The sequence below is a fragment of the Halomonas sp. H10-59 genome (genome assembly GCF_040070555.1).
GTDB classification, from domain to species: domain Bacteria; phylum Pseudomonadota; class Gammaproteobacteria; order Pseudomonadales; family Halomonadaceae; genus Halomonas; species Halomonas litopenaei.
In genome coordinates, this window is sequence record NZ_CP098828.1 from 3,142,393 (window position 1) to 3,167,231 (window position 24,839).

The following is a 24,839-nucleotide window of genomic DNA, read 5'->3' on the forward strand; positions in this document are numbered from 1 at the left end:
AGGAGGCCGAAGCCTCTTCGGTGACGTCAGTGTTTGCCGTCTTCGATAACCAGGTGGGGTTCAAGGACCTTCTTGGCGAAGTCCTGGCGCAGCCAGCGCACCAGTGACCATGCCAGGATCGCCAGCACGGGAATCATCGGCAGCGCCACCACGATGGTGGAGGTCTGCACCGGCTTGAGCCCGCCAAGCTGGATCAGCGCGACCCCGACGCCGGCGATCAAAAATGCCCAGATCAGGCGGATCTTGCGCTGCGGTTCCTGATAGCCAGACAACTTGCGGGAGGTCACCGACGCCAGCACGTAGGCGGAGCTGTCCAGGGTCGTCGCCAGGAAGATGAAGCACAGCAGCACGAACAGGGTGGTAATCACACCGGACATCGGCAGGGTGCCGAGGATCGCCTCGACGGCGGCGGGGATGCCTTCGGCCGAAAGAATGGCCGCCACGTCCAGGGTGCCGGAGATCTGCAGGTCCAGCGCATAGCCGCCCCACACCGCGAAGAACACCCAGCAGCCCAGGGAACCGAACACCATTTCGGCGATGATCAACTCACGGATGGTGCGACCGCGCGAGATGCGGGCGACGAACAGGCCCATCATCGGGGCGTAGGCGATCCACCAGGCCCAGTAGAACACCGTCCAGTCGCGCCAGAAGCTGGAGTCCCCCACCGGGTCGGTCCACATGCTCATGGGCACGAAGTTGGAGACCATCTTGCCGAGGCTGTTGACCCAGCCCTCCACCATGAACAGGGTGTCGCCCACCACCAGGGTGAACACCAGCAGTACTCCCGCCAGCAGCACGTTGATGTCCGACAGGATCTTGATGCCCTTGGCCAGGCCGAACCACACACTGGCGGAGAAGATGGCGGTCCAGATCAGCAGCACCGCGATATCCAGCATGAATGACGGTGACACCCCGAGCAGTCCGCTCAGCAGTTGCGATACCAGCGGCACCGCCAGCCCCAGCGAGGTACCGACGCCACCGACGATGCCGAACACCACCACCGCATCGAGAAGCGCGCCCCACCAGCCGTCGGCATGACGCCCCAGCACCCCGCGGGCGGCCACGGACAGCCTGACGCCCGGGCGGTTGTGAACGAACATGGAGTAGGCGATCGGGATGGCCGGCAGACAATAGAAGGCCCAGGGCGTGAAACCCCAGTGGAACTGGCCGTAGGTCAAGGCCCACTCGGCTGCTTCCTGTGAGCTCGGCTCGACGCCGAAGGGAGGCCCGGTGAAATAGTAGATGGGTTCGACCCAGGCCCAGTTGACGATGGCGATGCCGATACCACCGGCAAAGATCATCGCCACCCAGCTGAAGTAGGAGAACTCCGGCTTGTCATCGGGGCCGCCGAGCCGCACGTTGCCGTAGCGACTGATGGCCAGGCCCACCAGAAAGACCACCACGGCGATGCCGGCGAGCAGATACAGCCAGCCGAATCGCCCGGTGGCAAAGGCAAAGGCCGCATTGACCAGTGCGGCCCCCGACTCCGGGAACACGATGATGGGCAGGATCAGGCCTGCGATGACCAGCACGGCGGGTACGAAGACCCGCAGGTCGAGCCGATCGGAATGGGACTCTGGCGCGTTCATCAGGGATACCTTTATCGTTTGTTGTTGTGACGCTTGCTGCGCAGGACGCCGACGTCAGCCGGCGGCCTCGAGCATCCAGCCCGCCGCTCGCTCGGCGATCATCAAGGTCGGCGAGTTGGTATTGCCGCTGGTGATGGTCGGCATGACGCCGGCGTCCGCCACCCGCAGGCCCTGGATGCCCCTCACCCGCAGGCGTGAGTCGACCACCGCCATGGGATCGTCGGCCTGCCCCATCCGGGTGGTTCCGACCGGGTGGAAGATGGTGGTGCCGATGTCACCGGCCAGCCGCCACAGCTCTTCATCGGTCTGGTACTGGACGCCGGGCTTGACCTCTTCCGGTTCGTACCTGGCGAACGCCTTCTGCTCGGCGATCCTGCGGGTGACGCGCAGCGAGTCCGCCGCGACCCGCCGGTCCTCGTCGGTGCTCAGGTAGTTGGGGGCGATGGACGGCGCCTGGGCCGGATCGGCGCTCTGAATCCTGACGCTGCCGCGGCTGGTCGGATTCAGGTTGCAGACGCTGGCGGTGACCGCCGGATAGGGATGCAGCGGCTGGCCGAAGGCCTCCAGACTCAGGGGCTGGACGTGGTACTGGATGTTGGGGTGCTCGTGCTCGTCGCTGCTGCGGGTGAAGATACCGAGCTGCGACGGCGCCATGCTCATCGGGCCTGTGCGCTTGAGCAGGTACTCCATTCCGATACCAGCCTTGCCCCACAGGGTGCTGGCCATGGTGTTGAGGGTCTTGGCGCCCTTGACCTTGTACACCGAACGAATCTGCAGATGGTCCTGCAGGTTCTCGCCGACCCCCGGCAGTTCGTGGACGACGTCGATGCCGTGCTGCTTGAGCAGCTCACCAGGCCCGATACCGGAGAGCTGCAGGATCTGGGGCGAGCCGATGGCGCCGGCGGACAGCACCACCTCACGGCACGCCCTGGCCAGCTGGGTGGTGCCCTCGCGCTTGACCTCGACGCCTTCACAGCGCTTCTCGCCATCGGGCTCGCCGCCGGCGACGATCAGCCGGTTGACCTGGGTGGAGTGCCACAGCGTCAGGTTCGGCCGCTTGAGCGCCGGACGCAGGAACGCCTTGGCGGTGTTCCAGCGCCAGCCGGAGCGCTGATTGACCTCGAAGTAGTCGACGCCCTCGTTGCTGCCACGGTTGAAGTCCTTGGTCCGTGGGATACCCGCCTGGACCGCCGCCTCGGCGAAGTCGTCCAGCACCTCCCACTTGAGCCGCTGCTTCTCGATGCGCCACTCGCCGCCGTGACCGTGAAAGTCCCGGTGGGCGGCGTCGGCGTTACCGCCCTCGTCCAGACGATAGTGATCCTCGTGCTGGATGAAGGCCGGCAGGCAGTGCTCCCAGCGCCACTGATCGTCACCGGTGACCTCGGCCCAGTGGTTGTAGTCCCGGGCCTGGCCGCGCATGTAGATCATGCCGTTGATGCTGGAGCAGCCGCCGAGGGTCTTGCCGCGCGGGTAGAGCAGCGAGCGCCCGTTGAGGCCCGCGTCCGGATCGGTGCGAAAACGCCAGTCGGTACGCGGGTTGTCGATGCAGTACAGGTAGCCCACCGGCACGTGGATCCAGTGGTAGTTGTCGCGACCACCGGCTTCGATCAGCAGCACCCGGTTGTTGGGGTTGGCGCTCAGGCGATTGGCCAGCAGGCACCCGGCGGTGCCTGCTCCGACCACGATGTAGTCAAACTCGCTGTCGTATTGTTGTGCGGTTGTCATCGCAGATCCCTCGATTCAGGGCGTTATTTGGCGGTCGGCATCACGAACTCCGCGCCCGCCTCGATGGAGTCGGACCAGCGCTGCATGATCGACTTCTGCTTGGTGTAGAAGCGCACGCCCTCTTCGCCGTAGGCGTGCATGTCGCCGAACAGTGAGCGCTTCCAGCCACCGAAGCCATGCCACGCCATGGGCACCGGAATCGGCACGTTGATGCCGACCATGCCCACCTGGATGCGACGGCCAAACTCGCGGGCCACCTTGCCGCTCTCGGTGAAGCAGCTGACGCCGTTGCCGAACTCGTGGTCGTTGATCAGCTCGATGGCGGTGGCCACGTCCGGCACGCGCACGCAGGCCAGCACCGGGCCGAAGATCTCCTCGCGGTAGATCGTCATCTCCGGGGTGACGTGATCGAACAGGGTGCCGCCCATCCAGAAGCCCTCGCTGCAGCCTTCGCCGGTATTGCTGCTGTCGAAGCCACGGCCATCGACCACCAGCTCGGCACCCTCCTCGACGCCCTTGTCGATGTAGCCGGTAATACGCTGATGGGCCTGGGCGGTGACGATCGGCCCCATCTCGGCGTCCAGCTGCATGCCGTCCTTGACCTTGAGACCCCGGGCGCGCTCGGCCACGCGTGCCACCACGTCATCGGCCACGTCACCGACCAGCACCGCCACACTGATGGCCATGCAGCGCTCGCCGGCAGAGCCGTAGGCGGCACCGATCAGCGCGTCCACCGCCTTGTCGAGGTCGGCGTCGGGCATCACCACCATGTGGTTCTTGGCGCCGCCGAGGGCTTGCACACGCTTGCCCAGGGCCGCGCCACGCTGGTAGATCAAGTTGGCAATGGGAGTGGAGCCGACGAAGGACAGCGCCTTGACGTCGGGATGGTCGATCAGCGCGTCCACCGTTTCCTTGCCACCCTGGACCACGTTGAACACGCCGTCGGGCAGCCCGGCCTGCTTGAGCAGGTCCGCCATCATCAGCGAGGCGCTGGGGTCGGTGGGGCTGGGCTTGAGGATGAAGCTGTTGCCGGAGGCGATGGCGACCGGGAACATCCACATTGGCACCATGGCCGGGAAGTTGAACGGGGTGATGCCGGCGACCACACCAAGCGGCTGGCGCAGGGTCCAGTTGTCGATGCCGGTGCTGACCTGGTCGGTGAAGTCGCCCTTGAGCAGCTGCGGGATACCGCAGGCAAATTCGACGATATCGATACCCCGTGCCACCTCGCCCTGGGCGTCGGTGAAGACCTTGCCATGCTCACGGGTGATCGCCTCGGCCAGGGCGTCCTTGTTGGCATTGAGCAATTCGAGGAAGCGGAACATCACCCGGGCGCGGCGGATAGGCGGGGTGTCGGCCCAGCTCGGGAAGGCCGCCTTGGCCACCTCTACCGCCTTGTCGATCTCGCTGGCGGAGGCCAGCGCCACGCGGCCGCTGACCTGGCCGGTCGCCGGGTTGTAGACGTCCTGATGTCCCAGGGAGGCGCTTTCGTCGATCTGGCCGCCGATGAAGTGAGGAATCGTCGAGGTCATGGGGTGCTCCTTTATAAGCGTTGTTTAAGTCATTCGAGCGTGGCCGTATGAGGAAAGGTGCCCAGCTTGCTCGTCTTGTCGTTGTACAGCCTATCTCTGGTGGCGATCTGAGCAATTGAGTTATTTGAAACCCAGATATAAAGTTCTCAAATAACACGCTCTGTTGAAGGAAGGCGCCATGCAGGACTACCCCACGCTGCGAGCATTCGTCACGGTGGCGCACCTCGGCAGCGTCTCCCGCGCCGCCGAGGCGCTGCATCTCACCCAGCCGGCGGTTAGCCTAAAGTTGAAGCAGCTGCAGGCGACGCTGGGACTGACGCTGTTCCACCGCCGCCCCCAGGGACTGGAGCTGACGGCCCACGGTCAGGCACTGCTGCCCACCGCCGAGAAGGCCCTGGAGAGCGCTCGGGTGTTCGATCAGATGGCCCGCTCACTGCACTCGACGGTGCGTGGGCTATTGAGAATCGGCACCATCATCGATCCCGAGTTCATCCGTCTGGGCAGCTTTCTCAAGGTGCTGGTCGAGCGCGCCCCGGAACTCGAGACCGAGCTGCACCACGGCATGAGCGGCTACGCCCTGTCGCGAGTGGAGCGCGGCGAGCTGGATGCAGGTTTCTATCTGGCGCCCCCCGGAACAGGCAGCACCCACGCCGACGGTACCGGCGAACTTGCGTTTGTCGAGCTGACCCACTTTCGCTACTACGTGGTGGCGCCCTCCGGATGGGAATCGCGGGTCGAGGACACCCGCTGGTCGACGCTGGCCACCCTGCCCTGGATCGTCACGCCGCCCGACTCGGTCCACCATCGACTGCTCAAGCGCGCCATGCAGGACAGCGGCGAGACGCCTCGGCGGGTCGCCCAGGTCGACCAGGAAGCCTGCATGCTCGACCTGGTACGCGCCGGGGTGGGGTTGAGCCTGGCCCGGGACTCGCTGGCCTTGACCGAGCGCCAGCGCAGCGGCCTGACCATCGTCGAGGGGGTGACGCTGGACTGCGCCCTGTGCTTTGTATGGAAGAAGGAACGCACCCGCGAGCCGCCGCTGCAGGCCGCGCTTGCCACCCTGGAGAGCGTCTGGCCCAACCGGCCTGAGTGAGGCTTGTAGGAAAAGTGCCTGCGCTCGGTGGCTTCTCGTACAAGACCCAGAGCCTGAAAAGCCCGGGGTAGACCCCGCTGATAGACGCCCGAACCCGCTGATAGGCGCCCGAACCCGCCGATACGCGCCCGAACCCGCTTTGGCAGCAGCGCCAAATGCACCAGAGCTGCGCCTTTCTGCGCCTGGCGACGCTCGAATCCGTCGTCGGGTGCTACCCTCCAGACGTTGGCTGACGGCTTTCCCCGGTTCAGGTCAAGGGCGACGCCTGTCTCGATCGCTCCTTGCTCGCACCGTCAGTTCGTACTTCCAGCCATCAGATGTCAGCGTCACGCTCCCTTCGTTCTTCACCACAAGGAATGTCCCCATGACCGACCTTTCCCGCTTCCCCATCACTGCCAAGTGGCCGGCGACACACCCCGAGCGCCTGCAGCTCTACTCGCTGCCGACCCCCAACGGGGTCAAGGTCTCGATCATGCTGGAGGAAGTCGGGCTGGACTACGAAGCGCACCGGGTCAACTTCGATACCAGGGACCAGCACTCTCCCGAGTTTCTCTCGCTCAGCCCCAACAACAAGATTCCCGCGATCCTCGACCCCGACGGCCCTGAAGGCCAGCCGATCGGACTGTTCGAGTCAGGCACGATTCTGCTGTACCTGGCCGACAAGACCGGCCAGCTGGTACCCCAGACGCCCCAGGCCTACTACCAGGCCCTGCAATGGCTGATATTCCAGGTCGGCGGCGTGGGCCCGATGTTTGGCCAGATCGGCTACTTCCACTTCTTCGCCGGCAAGGAACTCGAGGACAAGCGCCCTCTTCAGCGCTACGTGGACGAGGCCAAACGCCTGCTTGGGGTGCTGGACAAGCGCCTGGAACAGCGCGAGTGGATCATGGGCGAGGACTACTCGGTGGTGGATATCGCCATCCTTCCCTGGGTACGCAACCTGGTCTACCGCTACGACGCCGGGGATCTGGTCGAGTTTGCCAACTTCCCCCACGTCGACCGCACCCTCCAGGCGTTTCTTGAGCGCCCCGCCGTGCAACGAGGCCTCAAGGTCCTGGCCTGAGGCGATATAGCAGGCACTACCAGGGTGAAGGTGGCGATCGGTAAACGTGGCGATCGGTAGAGGTAGAGCGAGACGAAATGAGGTGAGAGCCGCACGATCGAACCTCAGCCCACGGGTGACTCGCCGCCGGGTTCAGGCGATGATTGTGCCGGCACAGCAGACTCGGCGAGCCTCAAGGCGCGCCGTCCTGTGCCTGTCCGCCTGCCCCGTGGCCCCAAGGCCCAGGGCAACACCCCCACACGACGGAACCACCGCTCATGCCCGTTCGCCCCGTTCATCTTCTGCCCCTCGTCTTCGCCGTGGGGACCACCTCCGCCCAGGCGGCCTCCGCGCCAAAAGACGCCGACCGGAGTACCGTCGAGCAGCAGAGTAGCCGATCCTGCGAAAACCCGACCATGGACCAGCAGATCGAGGCACTGATGGATCACCACGGCATCCCGGGCGTGTCGGTGGCACTGATCGACCACGGCAACATCTGCCTGAGCCACTACGGTGTCGCCAGCCGGGAGTCCTCGACCGGCGCCGCCGTGAACGACGACACCCTGTTCGAAATCGGCTCGGTCAGCAAGACCTTCACCGCGGCGCTGGGCGCCTGGGTGCAACAAGGCGGAGCCTTCTCCCTGAGCGACAGCGCGGCCAGCATCGAGCCCGACTTCGAGGGTCGTCCAGTAGGCGAGGTCAGCATGGTAGAGCTTGCCACCTACACCGCCGGCGGCTTCCCGCTGCAGTTTCCCGCGGGCGTCGACGACGCCACTATCCACGACTACTTCGTGAACTGGCAGCCGGACTTTGCCGCCGGCACCAAGCGCCTGTACTCGAACCCCAGCATCGGCCTGTTCGGCCTGCTCGCGGCCCAGAGCGAAGGCTCAAGCTTCGCTGAGCTGATGCAGGACAGTGTGCTGCCCTCACTTGGCCTCGATGCCACCTGGCTTACGGTGCCCGACGACCAGGCCCGCCACTACGCCCAGGGCTACAACAGCGACGATCAGCCTGTGCGCGTCAATCCGGGCCCGCTGGACACCCAGGCCTACGGCATCAAGACCACGGCACGGGACCTGGCACGCTTCGTTCAGGCCAATATCGACGCCTATCAAGGCAGCCAGGACGACCAGCGCATGGCACAAGCCCTGCTGGCCACCCACCAGGGCTACGCCGCCGTCGGCGAGATGCAGCAGGGACTCGCCTGGGAAAGCTACGCCCTGCCGACGACCCTCGATACGCTGCAAAACGGCACCACCGCAGAGATGGCGCTGGAGCCCCAGCCTGTCACCATGCTCGAGCCGTCAGGCGAGCCACAGCCCCAGCGCTGGTACCACAAGACCGGCTCCACCGGCGGCTTCGGCGCCTACGCCGCCTTTATGCCGGCGCATGAACTGGGCATCGTCATCCTCGCCAACAAGCGCTACCCCAACGGCGAGCGCGTCGAAGCCGCCTGGCGGATACTGGAGGCGCTGGAGCACTGACGATCACGTTTGGATCACTGGATCTCAGTGATACTCCTGGGCTAAATCCGACGCAGGGCCTCATCCTGGCCCCACACGCGACGCCGCCGCCCTATGGGCGGCGGCGTGATCGATGACATGGTGGGCGGAAGCTCAAGGTTAAGCAGATGTCTCGTTCATCAAACTCTCGTAGGGGATCCGTAGCCCATGATGCAGCCGGCGGATCATGGCCAGGCTGAGCCCACGCTTGCGATTCAGCACCTCCGAGACCCGTCCGCTACCGCCGATATAGGCTTCCAGGTCTCTTGGCGTCAGCCCTTGCTGTTCCATGCGAAACTTGATCGCTTCGATGGGATCCGATGGACCGATCGGGTAGTGCTCGTCTTCATAGTGCTCAATCAGAATCGACAGGACCTCAAGTTCGTCGGCCTCAGGGCTGCCGTCTTCGGCGTTCCATAGCGCCTCCATCCGAGCGAAGGCCCGCTCCAGATCGGCATCGTTGTGAATCGGCTGGATATTCATTCACACAGGCTCCGCGTCGATGTGATCGTACTGGGCGTGAGTGCCGACAAAGCGTACCCAAGCGATCTGCTGGGCATATCGGATCGCGACCGATGACCCATACTCCACACGATGAAAACGCACCCTTGGGGCTGGCACACCACGCGCTCTCTCCCGCCCGATCTCTTGATGCCGATGGCTGACCGAGATCCCCTGGCCCGCATCAAGAGGATACCGCTCGAAAGCGTCAAATCAGTCGAGCGCATCGATCTGACCTTCCCTGACATATCGCCTGTGCCTTGCAGGAGGCTATTGAGCCCCCTTATCGAAAGGCGCACAGTCGGATGTGCTCGACTCAATTCTCCTCATAGGCATCAGCCACCGCACGTTCGATAAGTTCGGGAGCCACACCGCGAGCCTTCAACGCCTCCACCAAACGCCGCACACCATCATCGAGATAGCGAGCCTCGTCGCGACGCAGTCCCTCGCTGACGTAGGCTTTCAGCAGCGTCTGGTAGCCTTGAAACCCCTTCAGTGGCGCTATCGCCTTCAGCGACTCCACCACATCAACCGGCACCCGCAGCGTCACTGTCGTCATGGGACGGTCCTTCGCCAATCGCCTTTTCAAGGTCTCATTGAGCATAAATCGCCTCCTCTCGCCTGGTGGCCCGTCGCGCCGAGGTAAGGCGCAATCCCTCGTCGGTACCACGATACTCGCGTCGCCGGAAGGCCAGCGCCAGCAGTCCTCAATCTGCAAAGTTTTCCTCGTTGCTCCAATTTGGCGGTAGAACGCAAGGCCAGGGGCAGACTGCGAAGCACCTCTGCTCCGACTCGTACCCGCCGCACAGTCACCACACCAACAATGAAAACGCCCCCTTGGGGCTGGTACACTACGCGCCCTCTCCTGCCCGACCTCTTGATGCCGATGACTGACCGAGATCCCCTGGTCCAGGCCCGCCGCTTTTCCGTGGCCCCCATGATGGACTGGACGACACGCGACTACCGCGTTTTCGCGCGCACCCTGACGCGCCGGACGCTCTTGTACACCGAGATGGTGACCACTGGTGCGATCCTTCACGGGCGTCCGCGCGAGCGCTTCCTCGGCTACGACGAGGTGGAGCATCCGCTGGCGCTGCAGCTAGGTGGCAGCGATCCGGGAGAACTCGCCGAGTGCGCAGCGATCGCCGAGGAGTGGGGCTATGACGAGGTCAATCTCAACGTGGGTTGCCCCAGCGACAGGGTCCAGAACAACCTGATCGGGGCCTGCCTGATGGGTCATCCGGACAAGGTGGCACTGGCGGTGGCGACGATGCGCGAGGCGGTGTCGATTCCGGTGACAGTGAAGTGCCGTATCGGGATCGACGATCAGGACGAGGACGCCGATCTCGAGCGCTTTATCACCCAGGTAGCCGACGCCGGCTGCGAGGTGTTTATCGTGCACGCGCGCAAGGCCTGGCTGCAGGGGCTGTCCCCCAAGGAAAACCGCGACGTGCCGCCGCTGAATTATCCGCGGGTGCATCGTTTGAAGGCCAGTCGCCCCGATCTGCATATCGGCATCAACGGCGGCATCAAGAGCCTCGAGGAGTGCCAGACGCAGCTTGATCACGTCGACAGCGTGATGGTGGGTCGCGAGGCCTACCAGAATCCCTGGCTGCTGGCCCAGGTGGACCAGGCGATCTACGGCGAGCCGGGGCCTGCTGACAGTCGCCACGCCGCCGCCATGGCGCTACGCCCTTACATCCAGCGCCGCCTGGAAGAAGGCGCCAAGCTCAACCATATCACCCGCCATCTGCTTGGCCTGTTCCAGGGCTGCCCCGGCGGGCGCCGCTTCCGTCGACATCTGTCGGAGAACGCTCATCGCGACGGCGCGGGCCTGGCGGTGTTCGACGATGCCCTGGGCCTGGTGCCGGAACCCGTCAGCGCCTGACAACGGCTGCACGACACTCCGCTGCACGGGAAAAATTGCCCTGCAAAAAGACAACGGCCGAGCGATCTGCTCGGCCGTTCTTTATTGGGTCCGGGGTTGGGGGCTCGATCTTCATCAAGCCCTCCGGACATCTGTCTCGCTAGCCCTACCGCTACCTCTGCCGCCACCCCTATCGCCGCCCTCATGCCTTAAGGTAAGCGAGTGCTCACCTGCATGTACAACCTTGGCTCTTGGGTGAACCGCTTCACGCCTTGAGGCCTAGTAGAGTGAATCGGGCGGCGGCTCCAGGCTCGAATGGAAGGTCTCGATGGCGCTTTCGGCTTCTTCGATGGCGTCGAAGCGGGCGATATGGAACAGCGCCTCGCCTTCGTTGGCCAGGGGCAGCCGGCTCATGCCGATGACGATGCCGTCGGCCATGGACAGGATCTCGCCTTCGGTCTCGCCGAAGGGATCGGCGACCTTGCCCAGCACCTGCCCCTTGGCGACCCGGGCTCCCAGGCGCACCTTGGGCCTCAGGATGCCGTCGATGGGCGCACGCGCCCAGCTCGAGCCATTGGCGACCTCCGCTGCCGGCGGCTTGCGCCGGCGTTGCTCGCCGGTGAGCATGTCGAGCCGGCGCATCACCCGCAGCACCCCTCGGACACCGGCGGTGATCGCCCACTCGTCGAAGCGCAGCGCCTCGCCGGCCTCGTAAGTGAGCACTGGCGTACCGCGAGTCTGGGCGTAGTGGCGAAGGCTGCCTTCGCGCAGCTCGGCGTTGAGAATCACCGGTGCGCCGAAGGCGTCGGCCATACGCCGGGTCTCCTCGCCGGCGTCACCCAGCTGGGCGCGGATCTGCGGCAGGTTGGTGCGGTGGATGGCGCCGGTGTGAAGATCGATTATGTGGGTCGCGTGATCGACGATCTGCTCGCGAAACAGCGCCGCGATACGCCCCCCGAGCGAGCCCGATTCACTGCCGGGAAAGCAGCGATTGAGATCGCGCCGATCCGGCAGATAGCGAGAGTGCTGAACGAAGCCGAAGATATTGACGATCGGCACCGCGATCAGGGTGCCGCGCAGACGGTTGATCTGGCGCGAACGCAACAGACGCCTGACGATCTCGACGCCGTTTATCTCGTCGCCGTGGATGGCGCTGCACACCAGCAAGGTGGGGCCGGGCTGGCGTCCGTGAACGACCTCCACCGGGATATCCAGCGGTGCATGGGTGTAAAGTTTGGCCACCGGCACGTCGATCTGGGCACGTGTGCCCGGCTTGACGGTAATGCCGGCCAGTTCGAAGGGGGCTCTTGCCATGAAAGTTCCTTAGTCGCCATGCCGCGCCGTCGAAAACACGACAGCACCTGCCGTCCTTATACCTTTGTGACGTCGCCAAAACGAGCCCAATTTACCTCAGTGCGCGTATCGATGCCGCTGATCTCGCGGGGCCAGTCCGGTAGAATACACGGACTGACCCACCGCCGGAGCGCCCCGCCCCCATGGCCCGCCGTACCAAGCAAGAAGCCGCCGCCACCCGAGCCGCATTGCTCGATGCCGCCGAGGAAGTGTTCCTCGAGCGCGGGGTCTCGCGCGCCTCGCTCGAGGTCATCTCGCGACGGGCCGGCGTTACCCGGGGCGCCCTGTACTGGCATTTTCGCAACAAGGGCGATCTGTTCCGGGCCATGCTGGAGCGTGTCCATCTGCCGTTCGAGGACCTGCTCAATGAGCTCGACGACTCCTCGGTCGATCACCACCCGCTGGAGGCCATTCGCTTGAGCTGTCATGTCGGGTTGCGTCAGGCCGATACTCCGCGCCACCGCCGGGTTCACGGTATCCTGCTGCACCACTGCGAGCGTACCGACGACTTCGACCCGCTGGAGGCCAAGGCCGAGATCGCCCGAGAAACCTGCCAGGCCTTGCTGCGCCAGTTCAAGCAGGCTGATCTCAAGCAGCAGCTACGCCCCGGGCTTAGCCCGGAGCGTGCCACCGACCTGTTTCACTATGCCCTGAGCGGGCTGTTCTGGGAGTGGCTGCGGGCACCCCAGGCTTTCACTCTCAGTGAACGAGGCCCTGCCCTGGTCGATGACCTGATCAGCCTGATCGGTCGCGACTGACCCGTCGTCGCGAACCGCTACTCGATCGACTCGAGAAGGGCTCGACACGCTTCAATGCTGATGGCCGTGGGAGTGACGATGGCCGTGGTAGTGGTTCCCGTGCGTCGGCGCCTCATGGGGTGGTACCGGTTCATGGCGCTCGATCAGCTTGAGCCTTACCAGGCGGGTACGCGCATCGAGAAACTCCTGCTCGGCCACCGAGCGGAAGCTGTCGTGCTCTTCCAGGTACTTGACCAGCACCCGTACTTCCCCTTCCCGCGGCATCGCCCCCGGCTTGCCCCTCAGGCAGATCTCCCGGGTTCCGTCCGAGCAGAGCACCGCACGGCAGCACCCCTGGCCATCGATGAAGCCGACCACCTGGACACGCTCGCCCAGCAGGCAACGGCGGTTGAACGAGGGCCGATCGCGATAGCGCTTCAACAGTACCCGACAGAAGCGGGATGCCAGCGGGGACGACAGCGCAAAGGCTCCCCACAGCACCACGATGCCCAGCGGCACGATCACGATCGCCAGATTGAACCACTGCAGTATCAGCAGTTCCGCCATCAAGGTGAAGACCGCAGCAAACAGGATCAGCGCGGTCAAGGCCACCGTCACCGGCACCCCGGCAAACCCCAGCGATACCATCGTGCTGGCCATGTGATCGTCACGCAGGCTGTCACGTTCGAACAGCTGCAGCGGCACCAGCGTCAATGCCACCAGGATCCAGTAGAGCGCGACGAGTGGAAGCAGCACCGTGAACAGAATCAGCGGAAAACTCAGGGCAATGTCCCTGATCAGCGTTATGTCCATACCACCTCCCGTGGCGTTGCCACTTGCGTACTTGCTACCCGCAGCATAGCGCCATAGGCCACAAACCTCGACCCGCACATCCCAATTTTTCCTTTGGCGACAGCATGTTGCAACGCACAATATGCTGCACTGCACACTTCCCCCAAGCCCGCCACAAGCGTGTAATACGCAATAAAAAGCTCCCTGTCACCAGCGACTCACCGCCTCTGCAGCATAAAAAAAAGCGCCGCCTGGAAAGGCGGCGCTTTGACCTGCATCAACCATTCTACCGATGAGGGGCGGTCATGTTGACCCGCCCACTGGTTCAATGATCGGTGGCAGTGCCCTTGGCTTGTGAGGCGTTCTCGTCCTCATCGTCGTCGGAACCACGCTCTCCGAACAAGCGCAGGGAGAGCGACGCGATCATGGCGTAGAACGACGGCACGAAACAGCTACCCAGTATCGCCACCGAGGCCATGCCCATGGCCACCGTGGTACCGATGTGGTGACTGCTGGTGTCACTGGCGCCGGTGGCCATGGCCAGCGGCAGGGTGCCGAAGATGAATGCCATGGAGGTCATCACGATGGGCCGGAAACGCAGCTCCGCCGCGGTGATCGCCGCCTCGCGGATGGTCTTGCCCATCTCCTTGCGCTGCAACTCGGCGAACTCGACGATCAGAATGGCGTTCTTTGCCGCCAGGCCGATGACCACCAATACCCCGATCTGGACATAGACGCTGGTATCCAGGCCACGCATGGCGATACCGGCGATGCCCCCGAGGAAGGCGAACGGCGTGGCGGTCAGTACCGCCAGCGGCAATGACCAGCTCTCGTACTGCGCCGCCAGGATCAGGAACACCATGACCATGCCGAAGATGATGGCGATGGTGCCGGCGTTACCCGCTTCACTCTCCTGGTAGGCGGTACCGGTCCAGCCCATGCCCCAGTCGCTGCCAAGCGTATCCTGGACGATCCGCTCCATGGCCTGGAGCGCCTGGGTCGAGGAGTAGCCTTCCGCCGGCCCCCCCTGGAACTGGGCCGCCGAGTAGACACCGAAACGGGTGACTACCGCAGGTGCGGCCTTGCGCTCGAGGGTCACGAACTCCGACAGCGGAATCCGCTCACCGTTGCCGCCGCGCACATAGACGTTGTTGATATCGTCCGGGGTGTCGCGGTACTCCGCCTCGTTCTGCAGGTAGACCTGGAAGTTGCGGTTCTGGTAGCTGAAGAAATTGACGAAGCCGTTGCCGAAGGTGTTCGACAGAGTGGCATTGAGGTCGGTCAGCGACACGCCGTAGCTCAGCGCCTTCTGCTGGTCGATCTCGGCCCGGAAGGACGGCACGTTGACGCTGAAGGTCGAGAACACCTGGTTGAGCGCCGGATCCTGATTGGCCGCCTGCATCACCTTGAGCGAGGCCTGGTAGATCTCCTCGGGGGTGGCACCGGAGAACGACTGCAGGTAGCCGGTGAAGCCGCCGGTGGTGGACAGGCCGATGATCGGCGGCATGTTGAAGGCCATGACGTTGCCGCCGTCGACCTCGGCACCGATCTGGAAGATCCGGCCGATCAGGTCATCCACCGTGGTCTCGCGCTCGTCCCAGTTGTCCATGTTGATGAAGATGATGCCGCGCGCGGTGTTGACCGAGCTGGTCAGCATGTCGTAGCCGGCGATGGCCGAGGAATAGCGCACACCGGGCACTTCCTCGATGCGCTTGCTGACCTCGGCCATGTAGGCCTTGGTGCGGCTGAGCGATGCCGAGTCCGGCAGGCTGACGGCTGCCAGGGCGATGCCCTGGTCGGTTTCCGGCACCAGCGTCGAGGGCGTGTTCTCATAGAGCCAGAAGGAACCGGCCCCGACCAGCCCCACCAGCAGCAGGGTCAGCACCCAGGCCTTGACCAGCGCCTTGACCGCCACCATGAACACCCTGGTGACGCCATCGAAGAAGCGGTCGAACAGGCGCAGCGGGGTGCGCACCGCCCGCATGAAGGAGGATTCCTTCTTGTGCAGGTCGTGCTTGATGAAGATCGCCGACAGCGCCGGGGTGAAGGTCAATGCCATCAGCGCCGAGAACGCCACCGAGATGGCGATGGTCAGGGCGAACTGCTGATAGATCTGCCCTGTGAAGCCGCCGAGGAAGGCCACCGGCACGAATACCGCCGCCATGATCAGCGAGGTGGCGATGACCGGCCCACCGACCTCCTTCATGGCCTGGATGGTGGCCTGGCGAACCGTGATCTCCTCGTCCTCCGACAGCACCCTTTCGACGTTCTCCACCACCAGGATGGCGTCATCCACCACGATGCCGATGGACAGCACCAGAGCGAACAGCGTCAAAAGGTTGATCGAGAAGCCGAACACGTAGAAGCCTGCGAAGGTGGCCAGTACCGATACCGGCACCACCGACATGGCGATCACGGTAAAGCGCCAGTTCTGCAGGAAAATGAACAGGATGACGCCGACGATCAGGAAGGCTTCGATAAAGGTGTGGAAGACGGTTTCCACCGAGGCGTCGATGAACAGGGTGGTGTCGTAGGGCACCACGTACTCGAGGCCCGGCGGGAAGCGCACCTCCAGCTCGTTCATCTTTTCCTTGACCATGTCTGCCGTCTGCAGGGCATTGGCGCCCGGCTGCTGCTGGATCATGATCGGCGTCATGATGGCGCCGTTGAGGCGCGCCTCGACGCCATAGAAGGAGGCGCCCAGCTCGATCCGTGCGACGTCATCCAGGCGCAGCGCAGAGCCGTCCTCGTTGGTGCGCAGCAGGATGTCGCGGAAGTCGTCGGCGCTGGACAGACGTCCGCCGGCGGTGATGGTGTAAGTGAAGGCTCGCGGGCTGTCGATCGGCGTGGACGCCAGGCTACCCGCCGGTACCTCAGTGTTCTGGGCACGAATCGCCGCCGCCACCTCGGTGGGGGTCAGGTCGTACTCGGCCAGCTTGTTGGGGTCCATCCAGATGCGCATGGCGAACTCGCCACCGCCCAGCACCTCGGCCTCACCGACGCCGGGAATCTGGCGCAGCTCGTCGAGAATGTTCAGGGTGGCGTAGTTCTGCATGTAGATGTTGTCGTAGTCGTCCTGGGGCGAGATCAACGACACCAGCATCAGGATAGAGCTGGAGCGCAGCTCGACCTGGACGCCCTGCTCCTGCACCGCCTCGGGCAGCTGAGACAGCGCGCCCTGGACCCGGTTGTTGACGTTGATGGTGTTGATATCACCGTCGGTCCCGATGTCGAAGGCCACGCTCAGGCTCATGGAGCCGTTGTCGGAGCTGGTCGAGTTCATGTAGAGCATGTTCTCGACGCCGTTGATCGCCTCCGCCAGCGGCGCGGCCACCGTCTGCGCCACGGTCTCGGCGTCGGCCCCCGGGAAGGTGGCGCTGACCGACACCGTGGGCGGCACCACGCTGGGATACTGCTCGATCGGCAGTACCCGCATGCTCATCGCCCCGATGATGGTCAGGATGATCGCCAGGACCGAGGCGAAGATCGGCCGCTTGATGAAGAAGTTGGCGAAATTCATTCGTTACCCTCTCCTCGAGCCTCCTCGGCCTCCTGATCGCCCTGCGGCGCGTTCATCGGCGCCTGTTGGGCGGCCTGGGTGGCACTCGCGGCGTCCTCGCCCTGACCATCGCTCTCGGCAGTGCCCTGCCCGCTCTGATCGGCCCCTGGCTCGCCCGGTGACGCCGCCGCTTCCTGCTCAGCTTGCTCGGGCGCGGCCTGGCCGGCGCCCTGCCCCTGCTGCTCGTACTGGGCCTCTTGCATCAGCGCCTCGGCATCGCCGTCAAACGGCTGGGGATCGATCGGAGTACCCGGCTTCAGGCTGCCCGGATCACCGACCACCACACGCTCGCCGGGTTCGACGCCGTCGAGGATGATCTGCCAGGCGCCCGCCAGCTCACCGAGCTGCACCGGACGCGCCCTGGCGACGTTGTCTTCATCGAGCACGTAGACCTGCGGGCCCATCAGGCCCTGGGTCAACGCCAGCTCCGGCACCGCCAGCACGCCGAAGCGAGCCAGCCCCTCGATCTTCACGCGCACGTACTGACCCGGCAGCACCGCGCCGTCCGGGTTGGCAAAGGTGGCCTCCGCCTGGACGGTGCTGGTCTCGGGATCGACACGGGAGCCAAGGAAGTCCAGGTGGCCACTGAGCACGGCAGGCTCATCCCCACGCGAAGAGAACGCTTCGAGCGACGCGGCGATGTCCTCGATGCTCATGTCCTTCAACTGACGACGCAGCTCGAAGGCGTCGTTCTGAGGCATCTGGAAACGGACCTCCAGCGGGTCCAACGGAGTGATGGTGGCAAGTTCGGTATTGGGTGACACCAGGTTGCCGACATTGACCTCACTGAGACCGATCACGCCAGACACCGGCGCCGTGACCTCGGCGTAGTCCAGGTCGAGCTGGGCGCTCTTCAGCGCCGCCTCGGCCTGGGCCACGCTGGCCCGCGCGACGCGCGCGTCGGCCAGGGCCTGGTCGACCTGCTGACGGCTCACCGAGTTCTGAGCTGCCAGTTGCTGGAAACGATTGGCGTCACGCTCGGCCCGCGACAGCTCGGCCTGGGCGCTGGCCAGGTCGGCCTCGCGCTGGGCCACGGTGGCCTCGTACAGGTCCGGCTCGATGGTGTAGAGGCTTTCACCCTGCTCGACCTGATCGCCGGGTTCGAACTTGCGCTCCTCGAGCACACCGGTGACACGTGCGACCAGGGTGACTTCCTGCTCGCTCATCAGCTTGGAGGGGTAGGACTTGTCCAGTGGAATGTCCTGGTAGGCCAGCTCGGCCACCTCGATGGCCTTGGCGGGTGGCTGACCACCGGCCTGACCGGCGGACGGGTCTTCTTCCTGACCACAGCCGACCAGCAGCAATGCCGCCGCCAGTGCGGCCCAGAGGCGGCCGCGATAGATGGTGGTTTTCATCCCTTGATTCCTTCGGGGTAATTGGATCGTCAGATGCCGGGCGCTGACCGCCTCGAGGGAGGAAGCGGTCAGCCTGGACGCCTAGGCGTGCGTCAGCCGTCCTGACTCGGCGGTGCGCCGATATCGAGAACCGCGTCGTATTCGTCGGCCTCGCCCTGCTCCGGCAGGGTGAAGTTCACCTGCCCTTCCTCGACCAGGAAGGCGTTGAGCTCGGCGATATCCTGGGCGTCGAGCACCCCCGCCTGACGGTGCAGACTGAGCAGGTTGATCACGTAGTTGAAACGGGCATCGGCGTAGTCAGCGATGGCGTTGTACAGGTTCTGCTCGGCGTTGAGCACGTCGACGATGTTGCGGGTACCCACCTCGTAGCCCGCGCGGGTGGCATCCAGGGCACTCTGGTTGGAGACGATGGACTGCTTGCGCGCCGCCACCGTGGAGACGTCATTGCTGACCTGGGTGTACAGCGAGCGCACCTGCAGCACCGTCTCGCGGCGCTGGGACTCGAAGTCGTACTGGCTGGACTCCAGGTCGTAGGTGGTCTGGCGCACCGAGGCGCTGGTCCGACCGCCGGTGTACAGCGGCATGCTCGCGCTCACGCCCACCTGGCTGTTGGAGTTGTAGTCCTCGAAGTTGTCACGCTCGTCGTCGCTGTAGGCGTAGTTGGCAAAGGCCTCCACCACCGGCAGATCGGCGGCCCTGGCCACATCGATCCGCTCACGCGCCACATCGACGCCAGCCTGCTGCGCCAGCAGTTCCGGATTGCGCTCGATGGCAAGCTCGATCCAGGCATCACGACTGGACGGCTCGGGCAGCGCAATGGGCAGATCGTCCTGGAGCATCTCGATGCTGTCGTAGCGCTTGCCGGTCAGGCGCTCCAGCGCCTCGAAGGCCACCTGGAGGTCGCTCTCGGCGACGATCCGGTCGGCCCGTGACTGGTCGAAGGTCGCCCGCGCTTCCTCGACCTCGGTGATCGCGATCAAACCGACGTCGAACTGCTCCTGGGCCTGCTCGAGCTGACGCCCGATGGCGCGCTCCTGGGCCCTGCGTGCTTCGAGGATCTCGTAGGCACGCAGAATATCGAAGTAGGCCGACGAGGTGTCGATCAACACCTGCTGCTCGGTAGCCGCCAGGGTGTAGGTCTGCTGCTCCAGCTGGGCCTCGGCCACGTTCACTTCGCGGCTGTTCAGGGCGTCGTAGAGCTTCTGGGTCGCCTGCAGGTTGAGACCGTAGCTGAGGTAGTCGTCATCGCTGCCGGTGCCGCTGAAGCCTGACTGCGACTGGGTCTCGAAGATATGGTTGTAGGCCGCCTCGCCGGAGGCGGTCACCTGAGGATTGAGATCCGCCTGTTCGACGTTGATGCCTTCTTCCGCACTACTGGTGGTGGACCGCTCGGAGGCCAACTCGGAGTTGTTGTCCAGCGCGTCGCGGGTAATGGTCAACAGATCGGCGGCCTGGACCTGGCCCATCATCAGGGCGGCGATAGCGGCACACAGAAGGCGTCGGCGAGAAGGAACCCGCGAGGTCAGAGTGACGGGGACTGGTCGGGAAGGCGTCATTGATAGCATCCTCGGATCTGTTGCTCGGCGTTGTCCACAAGTCCCTTTGACCAGGCCACAGAGACATCACACCAGGGACGCCGCGCGACGCGAGCACGACCTCCCTGACACACTGTCCTTGCCATTTCCTGGGCGCCTCGACTTCCTGGAAAGCACCGGGTGGCGTTCGAATCTAGTGGTATTCGATATACATACATTGTCGCATGTTTGGCGTCGTATTCTACCGCCCTTCATGCAAGGATGGTGAAAAATTCGCAATTCCGCACTATATTGCTGGCTAAACCACAATGCTGCACTGCAACATAGCCAAGATCGCCCTCCCCTGCAGGACCATCACCAGGAGCCACCATGGACACTCTGAGACTGGTCACCTTCCGAGAGCTCGAGATCGCGGTACGCGTGTTTCATCCCGAGGCCCCCAGAACCGTCATCGCCTGGCACGGACTGGCACGCCACGGCGGTGACTTCGCTGCCCTGGCCCGAGAACTTGGCCCCGAATGGCGAGTCCTGGCACCCGACACACCGGGGCGAGGACTGTCGAGCTGGTCGCTGTATCCTGCCAATGACTACTTGTACTCCCACTACATGACAGTCGCGTTGGCGGTCATGGATCACTTCGAACTCGACCGGGCAGCCTGGGTGGGTACCTCCATGGGAGGGCTGCTCGGCATGCTGCTGGCCGCCGATCCATCCAGTGCAGGCCGCATCGAGCGACTGGTGCTCAACGATGTCGGTCCGGAACTGGTGCCACAAGGCCTGGCCGAACTGGCCACCTACTTCACCGTCCCCCACCGTTTTTCCCGCTTGAGCCAACTGGAGGCGGAGCTTCGCCGCCACTACGCCGGCTTCGGCATCGATGACGAGGACGCCTGGCGCCAGCTCACCCTGGAGAGCGCCCGCCGCCTGCCGGATGGTAGCTGGACCTACCACTACGACCCGCGCATCGGCGAGCAATTCGTCCACGACACGCCCAGGGACACCTGGGCCGACTGGAAGGCCATCCGCTGCCCCTTGATGGTCGTGCGTGGCGAAGACTCACCTTTGCTGTCCGAGGATATCGTCACCCGCATGGGCGAGGCTCAGCCACAGCTCGAGACGCTGGCGGTCCCGGGCTGCGGCCACGCCCCGATGCTCGATCGCCCGAGCCAGGTTGCACCGATCAAGGCCTTTCTCGAGAAAAGCCTCGCCGAGCAGCCTCACGAGCCGTCCAGGGCGGTTGCGCGTCCCTGGTGGCGGCGCCTGCTGGGGCTCGGCGCCTCCTGAAGCCCGCTCTGTCTAGTCGTTGGAGTCCTGCTCCAGCCGCGTGATCGTTCGCAACACTGCCGCGTGATAGCCACGGCCGAACAGCAGCAGGTGATTGAGCAACGGATAGAGCTGGAAGGCGGCTTCGCGCCGGGGCCAGTCGGCGGGGGCGCGCTCCCGCCCCTGCGCCTGCCAGTAGGCCTCGAAAAATGCCTCACCCGGCGCGCCGAACAGCGTCAGCATGGCCAGATCCACCTCCGGGTAGTGGCGATAGACCGCCGGGTCGATCAATGCCGGGCCCCGCGAACTGTGGATGACGTTGCCGGACCACAGGTCCCCGTGCACCAGACTCGGCACCTGGTCAGGCAGCCATGCCTCGAGCTGGTCGGCCACCTGCTTGAGGCGCGTAAGTTCACTGCGCGACAGCAAGCCGCGGCCGTGGCAGGCCTCGCCCAGGGGCATCAATCTTCGCTCACGCTGGAAGGCGCGTCCGTCGTGAAGCGGCGCATTGGGCTGGGGCGTCGCCCCGCAGGCGTTGTCGTGCGCCCAGCCGTGGGCGGCCTCGCAAGGCGCGTGCAGCTCCGCCAGCCCTCGACCCAGCGCCTTCCAGTCGGCGGGCCCAGGCTCCAGTGCCTCCATCACCAGCCAGGAGCCGACCTGGCCCATCACAGCGGGTATCACCAGCGAGCTACCGGCATCGCCGAGTGCGGAAAGGCCCTCGGCCTCTCCTGCCAGGCGTTCAGGATCGTCGCGCTTGGCCACCACCGCGCCCTGCGCTGTCTCGATCCGCCACACCTCGGCCATATCACCGCCCGACAGGGCACGTGGCGGTGCCGTGGCGGCTAGCCCCAGCGTCTCGAGGGCGTCATTCAGTTTCATGCTGGCTCCTGCTGGCTGCTGGCAGATTCACCGGGCGCAGGTTGCGCGTCGCCACCCTCGGGTGGTACACCCGGCTCGACCATCCCCCAGCTTACGCAAGGAGACCCCATGTACAAGCTTGCCTTCTTCGTGCCTAGAGACGACGCCGAGGCGGTCAAGGAAGCCGTGTTTGCCACCGGTGCCGGACGCATCGGTGACTACGAGGCCTGCTGCTTCCAGACCGCCGGTCAGGGCCAGTTTCGCCCGCTGGACGGCGCCGACCCGCACATCGGGCAGGTGGGTGAGCTTGAGCGGGTAGAAGAATACAAGGTGGAGCTGGTGTGCGAGGACGAGCTGATCGGCGCCGCCATCTCCGCGCTCAAGCTGGCCCACCCCTACGAGGAAGTGGCCTACGACGTCTGGCGGCTGGCAGATCTATAACGCGAACGAAAGCGGACAAGCCGGCCGGTGACCTTTCGAATCTGCGGCGGGCCACCGGGGGCAGTCCTGGCCCCGCCCCCGGGAAGCCTTGGACGTGTGCCGTCAGGCGCTGCCGAAGAAGCGCCTGCGCTGATCCGGTGTGATATCGCTGATGTGCAGCGGGAAGGTCGCGCTTGCGCGGTCCTCGAAGAAGTGACGCAGGGTACGCTCGATGGTGGGAAAGGCCAGTTCGTCCCAGGGCACCTCGTGCTCCTCGAACAGCGCGACTTCGAGACTCTCGGGACCGGCGGCGTAACCTCCATCGAGCTCGGCGAGAAAGATCATGAACACCTGATTGATATGGGGCAGGTCGATCATGGTGTAGAGCCCCGACAGCGCTACCTCGGCGCAGGCCTCCTCGCGGGTCTCGCGCCGTGCTGCGTCCGGGGTGGTCTCGCCGTTTTCCATGAATCCCGCCGGCAGCGTCCAGTAGCCTTCACGCGGTGCGATGGCGCGACGACACAGCAGCACCCGTGACCCGCAAACCGGCAGCGTGCCGGCCACGATGCGCGGGTTCTGGTAGTGGATGGTGCCGCAGTCGTCACACAGGTAACGCGGACGGTCGTCCCCCTCGGGGATGACGAAACGGACGGTCTGCCCGCAATGGCTGCAAAAATTCATGGGCTGCAATCGTTCATGTCGCTCCCGGCTCGGGAATGGAGGACGGGCTTGACGCCACTGCACGGGGCTGGGTACAAGGAGTGAAACCCTGCGGATCCCCCATGTTAGAGAAACTTCGCAAACGCCTGCAAGCGCATTCCCCCCGCCGCCTGACGCTGAAGCTGCCCGAGGCAGCGGTACTCATTCCGTTGGTCGATCGGCCCGAGCCCGGCCTGCTGTTCACCCGCCGCGCAAGCCACCTGTCAACCCACAGCGGCCAGGTCGCCTTTCCGGGCGGCAAGCGGGAGCCTCATGACGCCGACCTGCTGGCCACCGCCCTGCGCGAGTCCGAAGAAGAGATAGGCCTGCCCCCCGGCCAGGTAGAGGTGCTCGGCCAGCTCTCGGATGTGCTGTCGCTGCATGGTCTCAAGGTCACCCCTTTCGTCGGGCTGATTCCGCCGGATCTGCCGCTGGTCCCGGACCTGGGCGAGCTGGACGCGATCTTCGAGGTGCCGCTGTCGCACTTTATCGATGACCAGCGTACCCACACCGACGTGATCCCGGTGGACGGCAACGACATCTATGTGCCGAGCTACCTGATCCCCGCCGACCAGGGCGACGACTACGTGATCTGGGGGCTGTCCGCCATGATGCTGGTGGAGCTGCTGGCCAAGGGATGCGACCTGGACATGAGCCTTTCTCGTCGCCCGGAGGGTAGACTACGCCATCTGCCTCCGAGACGAGCGCCAAGATGACCAGGCACGGCCCCGCGATGACAAGACGAGCACCGATTTCATGAGCTACCCCGATCCCTGCCCCCTGCCGCCGCAACGGATGGAGGAGCTGGTGGACGCCCTGGTGGAACGCGGCTTCTATGTCGGTGAAGCGATGATCGACGCCGAGCTGTGCCAGGCGTTGCACGCCGAGGTCGAGGGCCGAGCGCACCAGCAGGCCCTGGCCCGGGCCGGCATCGGCCGCGGATCCGACTTCGATACCCGCGAAGACATTCGTGGCGACGCCATCCACTGGCTCGATCGGGAAACCCTGGCCCAGCGCCGCTATCTGGACGCCATGGGCGAACTCCAGCAGAAACTCAACGAGAGCCTGTTTCTCGGCCTGTTCGAGTACGAGGCGCATCTGGCCCGCTACCCTGCCGGGGCCTTCTACCGCCGACATCTCGACAGTTTCCGAGGCCGCGCCAACCGCGTGGTCTCCACGGTAGGCTATCTCAATCCCGACTGGCCGGAAGATGGCGGTGGCGAGATGGTCATCTACGCTGAACAGGACCCGCAGAGGGAGCTCACCAGGGTCGCCCCCAGGGCCGGCACCCTGGTGTGCTTCCTGTCCGAGCAGGTGCCGCATGAAGTACTGCCGACCCGCCTGCCCCGCGCCAGCATCGCCGGCTGGTTCAGACGCAATGCCTCGCTGGGTGGCGTGGTAGACCCGGCTCGCTAGG

At 64.8% G+C, this 24,839-nt stretch carries 21 protein-coding genes; 9 read left to right on the forward strand and 12 right to left on the reverse strand.

Annotation, left to right across the window (positions count from 1 at the left end; all coding sequences use genetic code 11):
- Positions 1-26 precede the first annotated feature (26 nt).
- Genes NFG57_RS13790 through NFG57_RS13800 form a run of 3 tightly spaced genes read right to left on the reverse strand, consistent with a single transcriptional unit; the run spans position 27 to position 4,846 of the window.
- Positions 27-1,589, reverse strand: a complete 1,563-nt coding sequence (locus NFG57_RS13790) for a BCCT family transporter (protein WP_108133289.1) — start codon at positions 1,587-1,589, stop codon at positions 27-29.
- 54 nt (positions 1,590-1,643) lie between these two features.
- Positions 1,644-3,314: a GMC family oxidoreductase N-terminal domain-containing protein gene (locus NFG57_RS13795; protein WP_348814559.1), complete on the reverse strand. Its 1,671-nt coding sequence runs from the start codon at positions 3,312-3,314 to the stop codon at positions 1,644-1,646.
- Positions 3,315-3,337: 23 nt separating this feature from the next.
- The gene (locus NFG57_RS13800; RefSeq protein ID WP_348814560.1) at positions 3,338-4,846 is read right to left on the reverse strand and encodes a CoA-acylating methylmalonate-semialdehyde dehydrogenase; all 1,509 of its coding nucleotides are present in this window, start codon (positions 4,844-4,846) and stop codon (positions 3,338-3,340) included.
- 178 nt (positions 4,847-5,024) lie between these two features.
- Between NFG57_RS13800 and NFG57_RS13805 the strand changes: the two genes are divergently transcribed.
- From NFG57_RS13805 to ampC, 3 genes are all read left to right on the forward strand, one after another.
- Positions 5,025-5,939, forward strand: coding sequence for a LysR family transcriptional regulator (locus NFG57_RS13805; protein WP_348814561.1), 915 nt, complete (start codon positions 5,025-5,027; stop codon positions 5,937-5,939).
- A gap of 364 nt (positions 5,940-6,303) precedes the next feature.
- The gene (locus tag NFG57_RS13810; protein ID WP_348814562.1) at positions 6,304-7,002 is read left to right on the forward strand and encodes a glutathione binding-like protein; all 699 of its coding nucleotides are present in this window, start codon (positions 6,304-6,306) and stop codon (positions 7,000-7,002) included.
- A 257-nt stretch (positions 7,003-7,259) separates the two neighbouring features.
- Positions 7,260-8,465, forward strand: coding sequence for a class C beta-lactamase (gene ampC, locus NFG57_RS13815; protein ID WP_348814563.1), 1,206 nt, complete (start codon positions 7,260-7,262; stop codon positions 8,463-8,465).
- 138 nt (positions 8,466-8,603) lie between these two features.
- On the opposite strand, the gene NFG57_RS13820 is transcribed toward ampC, so the two are convergent.
- Entirely contained in the window at positions 8,604-8,966 is a 363-nt protein-coding gene (locus tag NFG57_RS13820) for a transcriptional regulator (protein ID WP_108133284.1), read from the reverse strand.
- Positions 8,967-9,300: 334 nt separating this feature from the next.
- A complete protein-coding gene (locus NFG57_RS13825; RefSeq protein ID WP_108449122.1) occupies positions 9,301-9,588 on the reverse strand; it encodes a hypothetical protein in 288 nt (95 codons plus the stop codon).
- Between the two features lie 282 nt (positions 9,589-9,870).
- On the opposite strand from NFG57_RS13825, the gene dusA reads away from it, so the two are divergent.
- Positions 9,871-10,872 carry a tRNA dihydrouridine(20/20a) synthase DusA gene (dusA, locus tag NFG57_RS13830; protein WP_348816189.1) on the forward strand — a complete coding sequence of 334 codons (1,002 nt, stop codon included), beginning with the start codon at positions 9,871-9,873 and terminating at the stop codon, positions 10,870-10,872.
- A gap of 258 nt (positions 10,873-11,130) precedes the next feature.
- Here dusA and NFG57_RS13835 read toward each other — a convergent pair whose 3' ends face one another.
- The gene (locus NFG57_RS13835) at positions 11,131-12,165 is read right to left on the reverse strand and encodes a succinylglutamate desuccinylase/aspartoacylase family protein (protein WP_045992886.1); all 1,035 of its coding nucleotides are present in this window, start codon (positions 12,163-12,165) and stop codon (positions 11,131-11,133) included.
- A 182-nt stretch (positions 12,166-12,347) separates the two neighbouring features.
- Here NFG57_RS13835 and NFG57_RS13840 point away from each other — a divergent pair, with 182 nt between their 5' ends.
- A complete protein-coding gene (locus tag NFG57_RS13840; RefSeq protein WP_286984991.1) occupies positions 12,348-12,962 on the forward strand; it encodes a TetR family transcriptional regulator in 615 nt (204 codons plus the stop codon).
- A gap of 51 nt (positions 12,963-13,013) precedes the next feature.
- Here NFG57_RS13840 and NFG57_RS13845 read toward each other — a convergent pair whose 3' ends face one another.
- The 4 genes from NFG57_RS13845 to NFG57_RS13860 form a co-directional block, all read right to left on the reverse strand.
- The gene (locus tag NFG57_RS13845; protein ID WP_348814564.1) at positions 13,014-13,754 is read right to left on the reverse strand and encodes a hypothetical protein; all 741 of its coding nucleotides are present in this window, start codon (positions 13,752-13,754) and stop codon (positions 13,014-13,016) included.
- 304 nt (positions 13,755-14,058) lie between these two features.
- Positions 14,059-17,253 (reverse strand): efflux RND transporter permease subunit, encoded by a 3,195-nt coding sequence (locus tag NFG57_RS13850; protein WP_348814565.1) that lies wholly within the window; start codon positions 17,251-17,253, stop codon positions 14,059-14,061.
- Complete coding sequence (locus NFG57_RS13855; protein ID WP_213228834.1) at positions 17,250-18,647, reverse strand: efflux RND transporter periplasmic adaptor subunit; 1,398 nt, start codon at positions 18,645-18,647, stop codon at positions 17,250-17,252. The genes NFG57_RS13850 and NFG57_RS13855 overlap by 4 nt, the downstream gene beginning before the upstream one ends.
- A gap of 92 nt (positions 18,648-18,739) precedes the next feature.
- On the reverse strand, positions 18,740-20,203 hold the full coding sequence (locus tag NFG57_RS13860) for a TolC family outer membrane protein (RefSeq protein ID WP_348814566.1): 1,464 nt from the start codon (positions 20,201-20,203) through the stop codon (positions 18,740-18,742).
- Positions 20,204-20,551: 348 nt separating this feature from the next.
- Here NFG57_RS13860 and NFG57_RS13865 point away from each other — a divergent pair, with 348 nt between their 5' ends.
- On the forward strand, positions 20,552-21,466 hold the full coding sequence (locus NFG57_RS13865; RefSeq protein ID WP_222568540.1) for an alpha/beta hydrolase: 915 nt from the start codon (positions 20,552-20,554) through the stop codon (positions 21,464-21,466).
- 12 nt (positions 21,467-21,478) lie between these two features.
- Here the strand turns inward: NFG57_RS13865 and NFG57_RS13870 are convergent, their stop codons facing one another.
- Positions 21,479-22,324 carry a fructosamine kinase family protein gene (locus NFG57_RS13870; protein WP_348814567.1) on the reverse strand — a complete coding sequence of 282 codons (846 nt, stop codon included), beginning with the start codon at positions 22,322-22,324 and terminating at the stop codon, positions 21,479-21,481.
- A 108-nt stretch (positions 22,325-22,432) separates the two neighbouring features.
- On the opposite strand from NFG57_RS13870, the gene NFG57_RS13875 reads away from it, so the two are divergent.
- The gene (locus NFG57_RS13875) at positions 22,433-22,744 is read left to right on the forward strand and encodes a YqfO family protein (protein WP_108133275.1); all 312 of its coding nucleotides are present in this window, start codon (positions 22,433-22,435) and stop codon (positions 22,742-22,744) included.
- A gap of 102 nt (positions 22,745-22,846) precedes the next feature.
- On the opposite strand, the gene NFG57_RS13880 is transcribed toward NFG57_RS13875, so the two are convergent.
- Positions 22,847-23,404, reverse strand: a complete 558-nt coding sequence (locus NFG57_RS13880) for an NUDIX hydrolase (RefSeq protein ID WP_045992893.1) — start codon at positions 23,402-23,404, stop codon at positions 22,847-22,849.
- 101 nt (positions 23,405-23,505) lie between these two features.
- On the opposite strand from NFG57_RS13880, the gene NFG57_RS13885 reads away from it, so the two are divergent.
- Complete coding sequence (locus NFG57_RS13885; protein ID WP_108133273.1) at positions 23,506-24,138, forward strand: CoA pyrophosphatase; 633 nt, start codon at positions 23,506-23,508, stop codon at positions 24,136-24,138.
- Positions 24,139-24,178: 40 nt separating this feature from the next.
- The gene (locus NFG57_RS13890; RefSeq protein WP_348814568.1) at positions 24,179-24,838 is read left to right on the forward strand and encodes a 2OG-Fe(II) oxygenase; all 660 of its coding nucleotides are present in this window, start codon (positions 24,179-24,181) and stop codon (positions 24,836-24,838) included.
- Position 24,839: the final 1 nt, after the last annotated feature.

What these genes read in the sequence shown, in the direction of transcription:
- NFG57_RS13850 (WP_348814565.1), bottom strand. Translation starts at nt 17,253, where the DNA reads ATGAATTTCGCCAACTTCTTCATCAAGCGGCCGATCTTCGCCTCGGTC.
- NFG57_RS13885 (WP_108133273.1), top strand. Translation starts at nt 23,506, where the DNA reads ATGTTAGAGAAACTTCGCAAACGCCTGCAAGCGCATTCCCCCCGCCGC.
- ampC (WP_348814563.1), top strand. Translation starts at nt 7,260, where the DNA reads ATGCCCGTTCGCCCCGTTCATCTTCTGCCCCTCGTCTTCGCCGTGGGG.
- NFG57_RS13800 (WP_348814560.1), bottom strand. Translation starts at nt 4,846, where the DNA reads ATGACCTCGACGATTCCTCACTTCATCGGCGGCCAGATCGACGAAAGC.
- NFG57_RS13825 (WP_108449122.1), bottom strand. Translation starts at nt 9,588, where the DNA reads ATGCTCAATGAGACCTTGAAAAGGCGATTGGCGAAGGACCGTCCCATG.
- NFG57_RS13790 (WP_108133289.1), bottom strand. Translation starts at nt 1,589, where the DNA reads ATGAACGCGCCAGAGTCCCATTCCGATCGGCTCGACCTGCGGGTCTTC.
- NFG57_RS13875 (WP_108133275.1), top strand. Translation starts at nt 22,433, where the DNA reads ATGTACAAGCTTGCCTTCTTCGTGCCTAGAGACGACGCCGAGGCGGTC.
- NFG57_RS13860 (WP_348814566.1), bottom strand. Translation starts at nt 20,203, where the DNA reads ATGACGCCTTCCCGACCAGTCCCCGTCACTCTGACCTCGCGGGTTCCT.
- NFG57_RS13855 (WP_213228834.1), bottom strand. Translation starts at nt 18,647, where the DNA reads ATGAAAACCACCATCTATCGCGGCCGCCTCTGGGCCGCACTGGCGGCG.
- NFG57_RS13870 (WP_348814567.1), bottom strand. Translation starts at nt 22,324, where the DNA reads ATGAAACTGAATGACGCCCTCGAGACGCTGGGGCTAGCCGCCACGGCA.
- NFG57_RS13835 (WP_045992886.1), bottom strand. Translation starts at nt 12,165, where the DNA reads ATGGCAAGAGCCCCCTTCGAACTGGCCGGCATTACCGTCAAGCCGGGC.
- NFG57_RS13820 (WP_108133284.1), bottom strand. Translation starts at nt 8,966, where the DNA reads ATGAATATCCAGCCGATTCACAACGATGCCGATCTGGAGCGGGCCTTC.
- dusA (WP_348816189.1), top strand. Translation starts at nt 9,871, where the DNA reads ATGACTGACCGAGATCCCCTGGTCCAGGCCCGCCGCTTTTCCGTGGCC.
- NFG57_RS13805 (WP_348814561.1), top strand. Translation starts at nt 5,025, where the DNA reads ATGCAGGACTACCCCACGCTGCGAGCATTCGTCACGGTGGCGCACCTC.
- NFG57_RS13810 (WP_348814562.1), top strand. Translation starts at nt 6,304, where the DNA reads ATGACCGACCTTTCCCGCTTCCCCATCACTGCCAAGTGGCCGGCGACA.
- NFG57_RS13845 (WP_348814564.1), bottom strand. Translation starts at nt 13,754, where the DNA reads ATGGACATAACGCTGATCAGGGACATTGCCCTGAGTTTTCCGCTGATT.
- NFG57_RS13880 (WP_045992893.1), bottom strand. Translation starts at nt 23,404, where the DNA reads ATGAATTTTTGCAGCCATTGCGGGCAGACCGTCCGTTTCGTCATCCCC.
- NFG57_RS13865 (WP_222568540.1), top strand. Translation starts at nt 20,552, where the DNA reads ATGGACACTCTGAGACTGGTCACCTTCCGAGAGCTCGAGATCGCGGTA.
- NFG57_RS13840 (WP_286984991.1), top strand. Translation starts at nt 12,348, where the DNA reads ATGGCCCGCCGTACCAAGCAAGAAGCCGCCGCCACCCGAGCCGCATTG.
- NFG57_RS13890 (WP_348814568.1), top strand. Translation starts at nt 24,179, where the DNA reads ATGAGCTACCCCGATCCCTGCCCCCTGCCGCCGCAACGGATGGAGGAG.
- NFG57_RS13795 (WP_348814559.1), bottom strand. Translation starts at nt 3,314, where the DNA reads ATGACAACCGCACAACAATACGACAGCGAGTTTGACTACATCGTGGTC.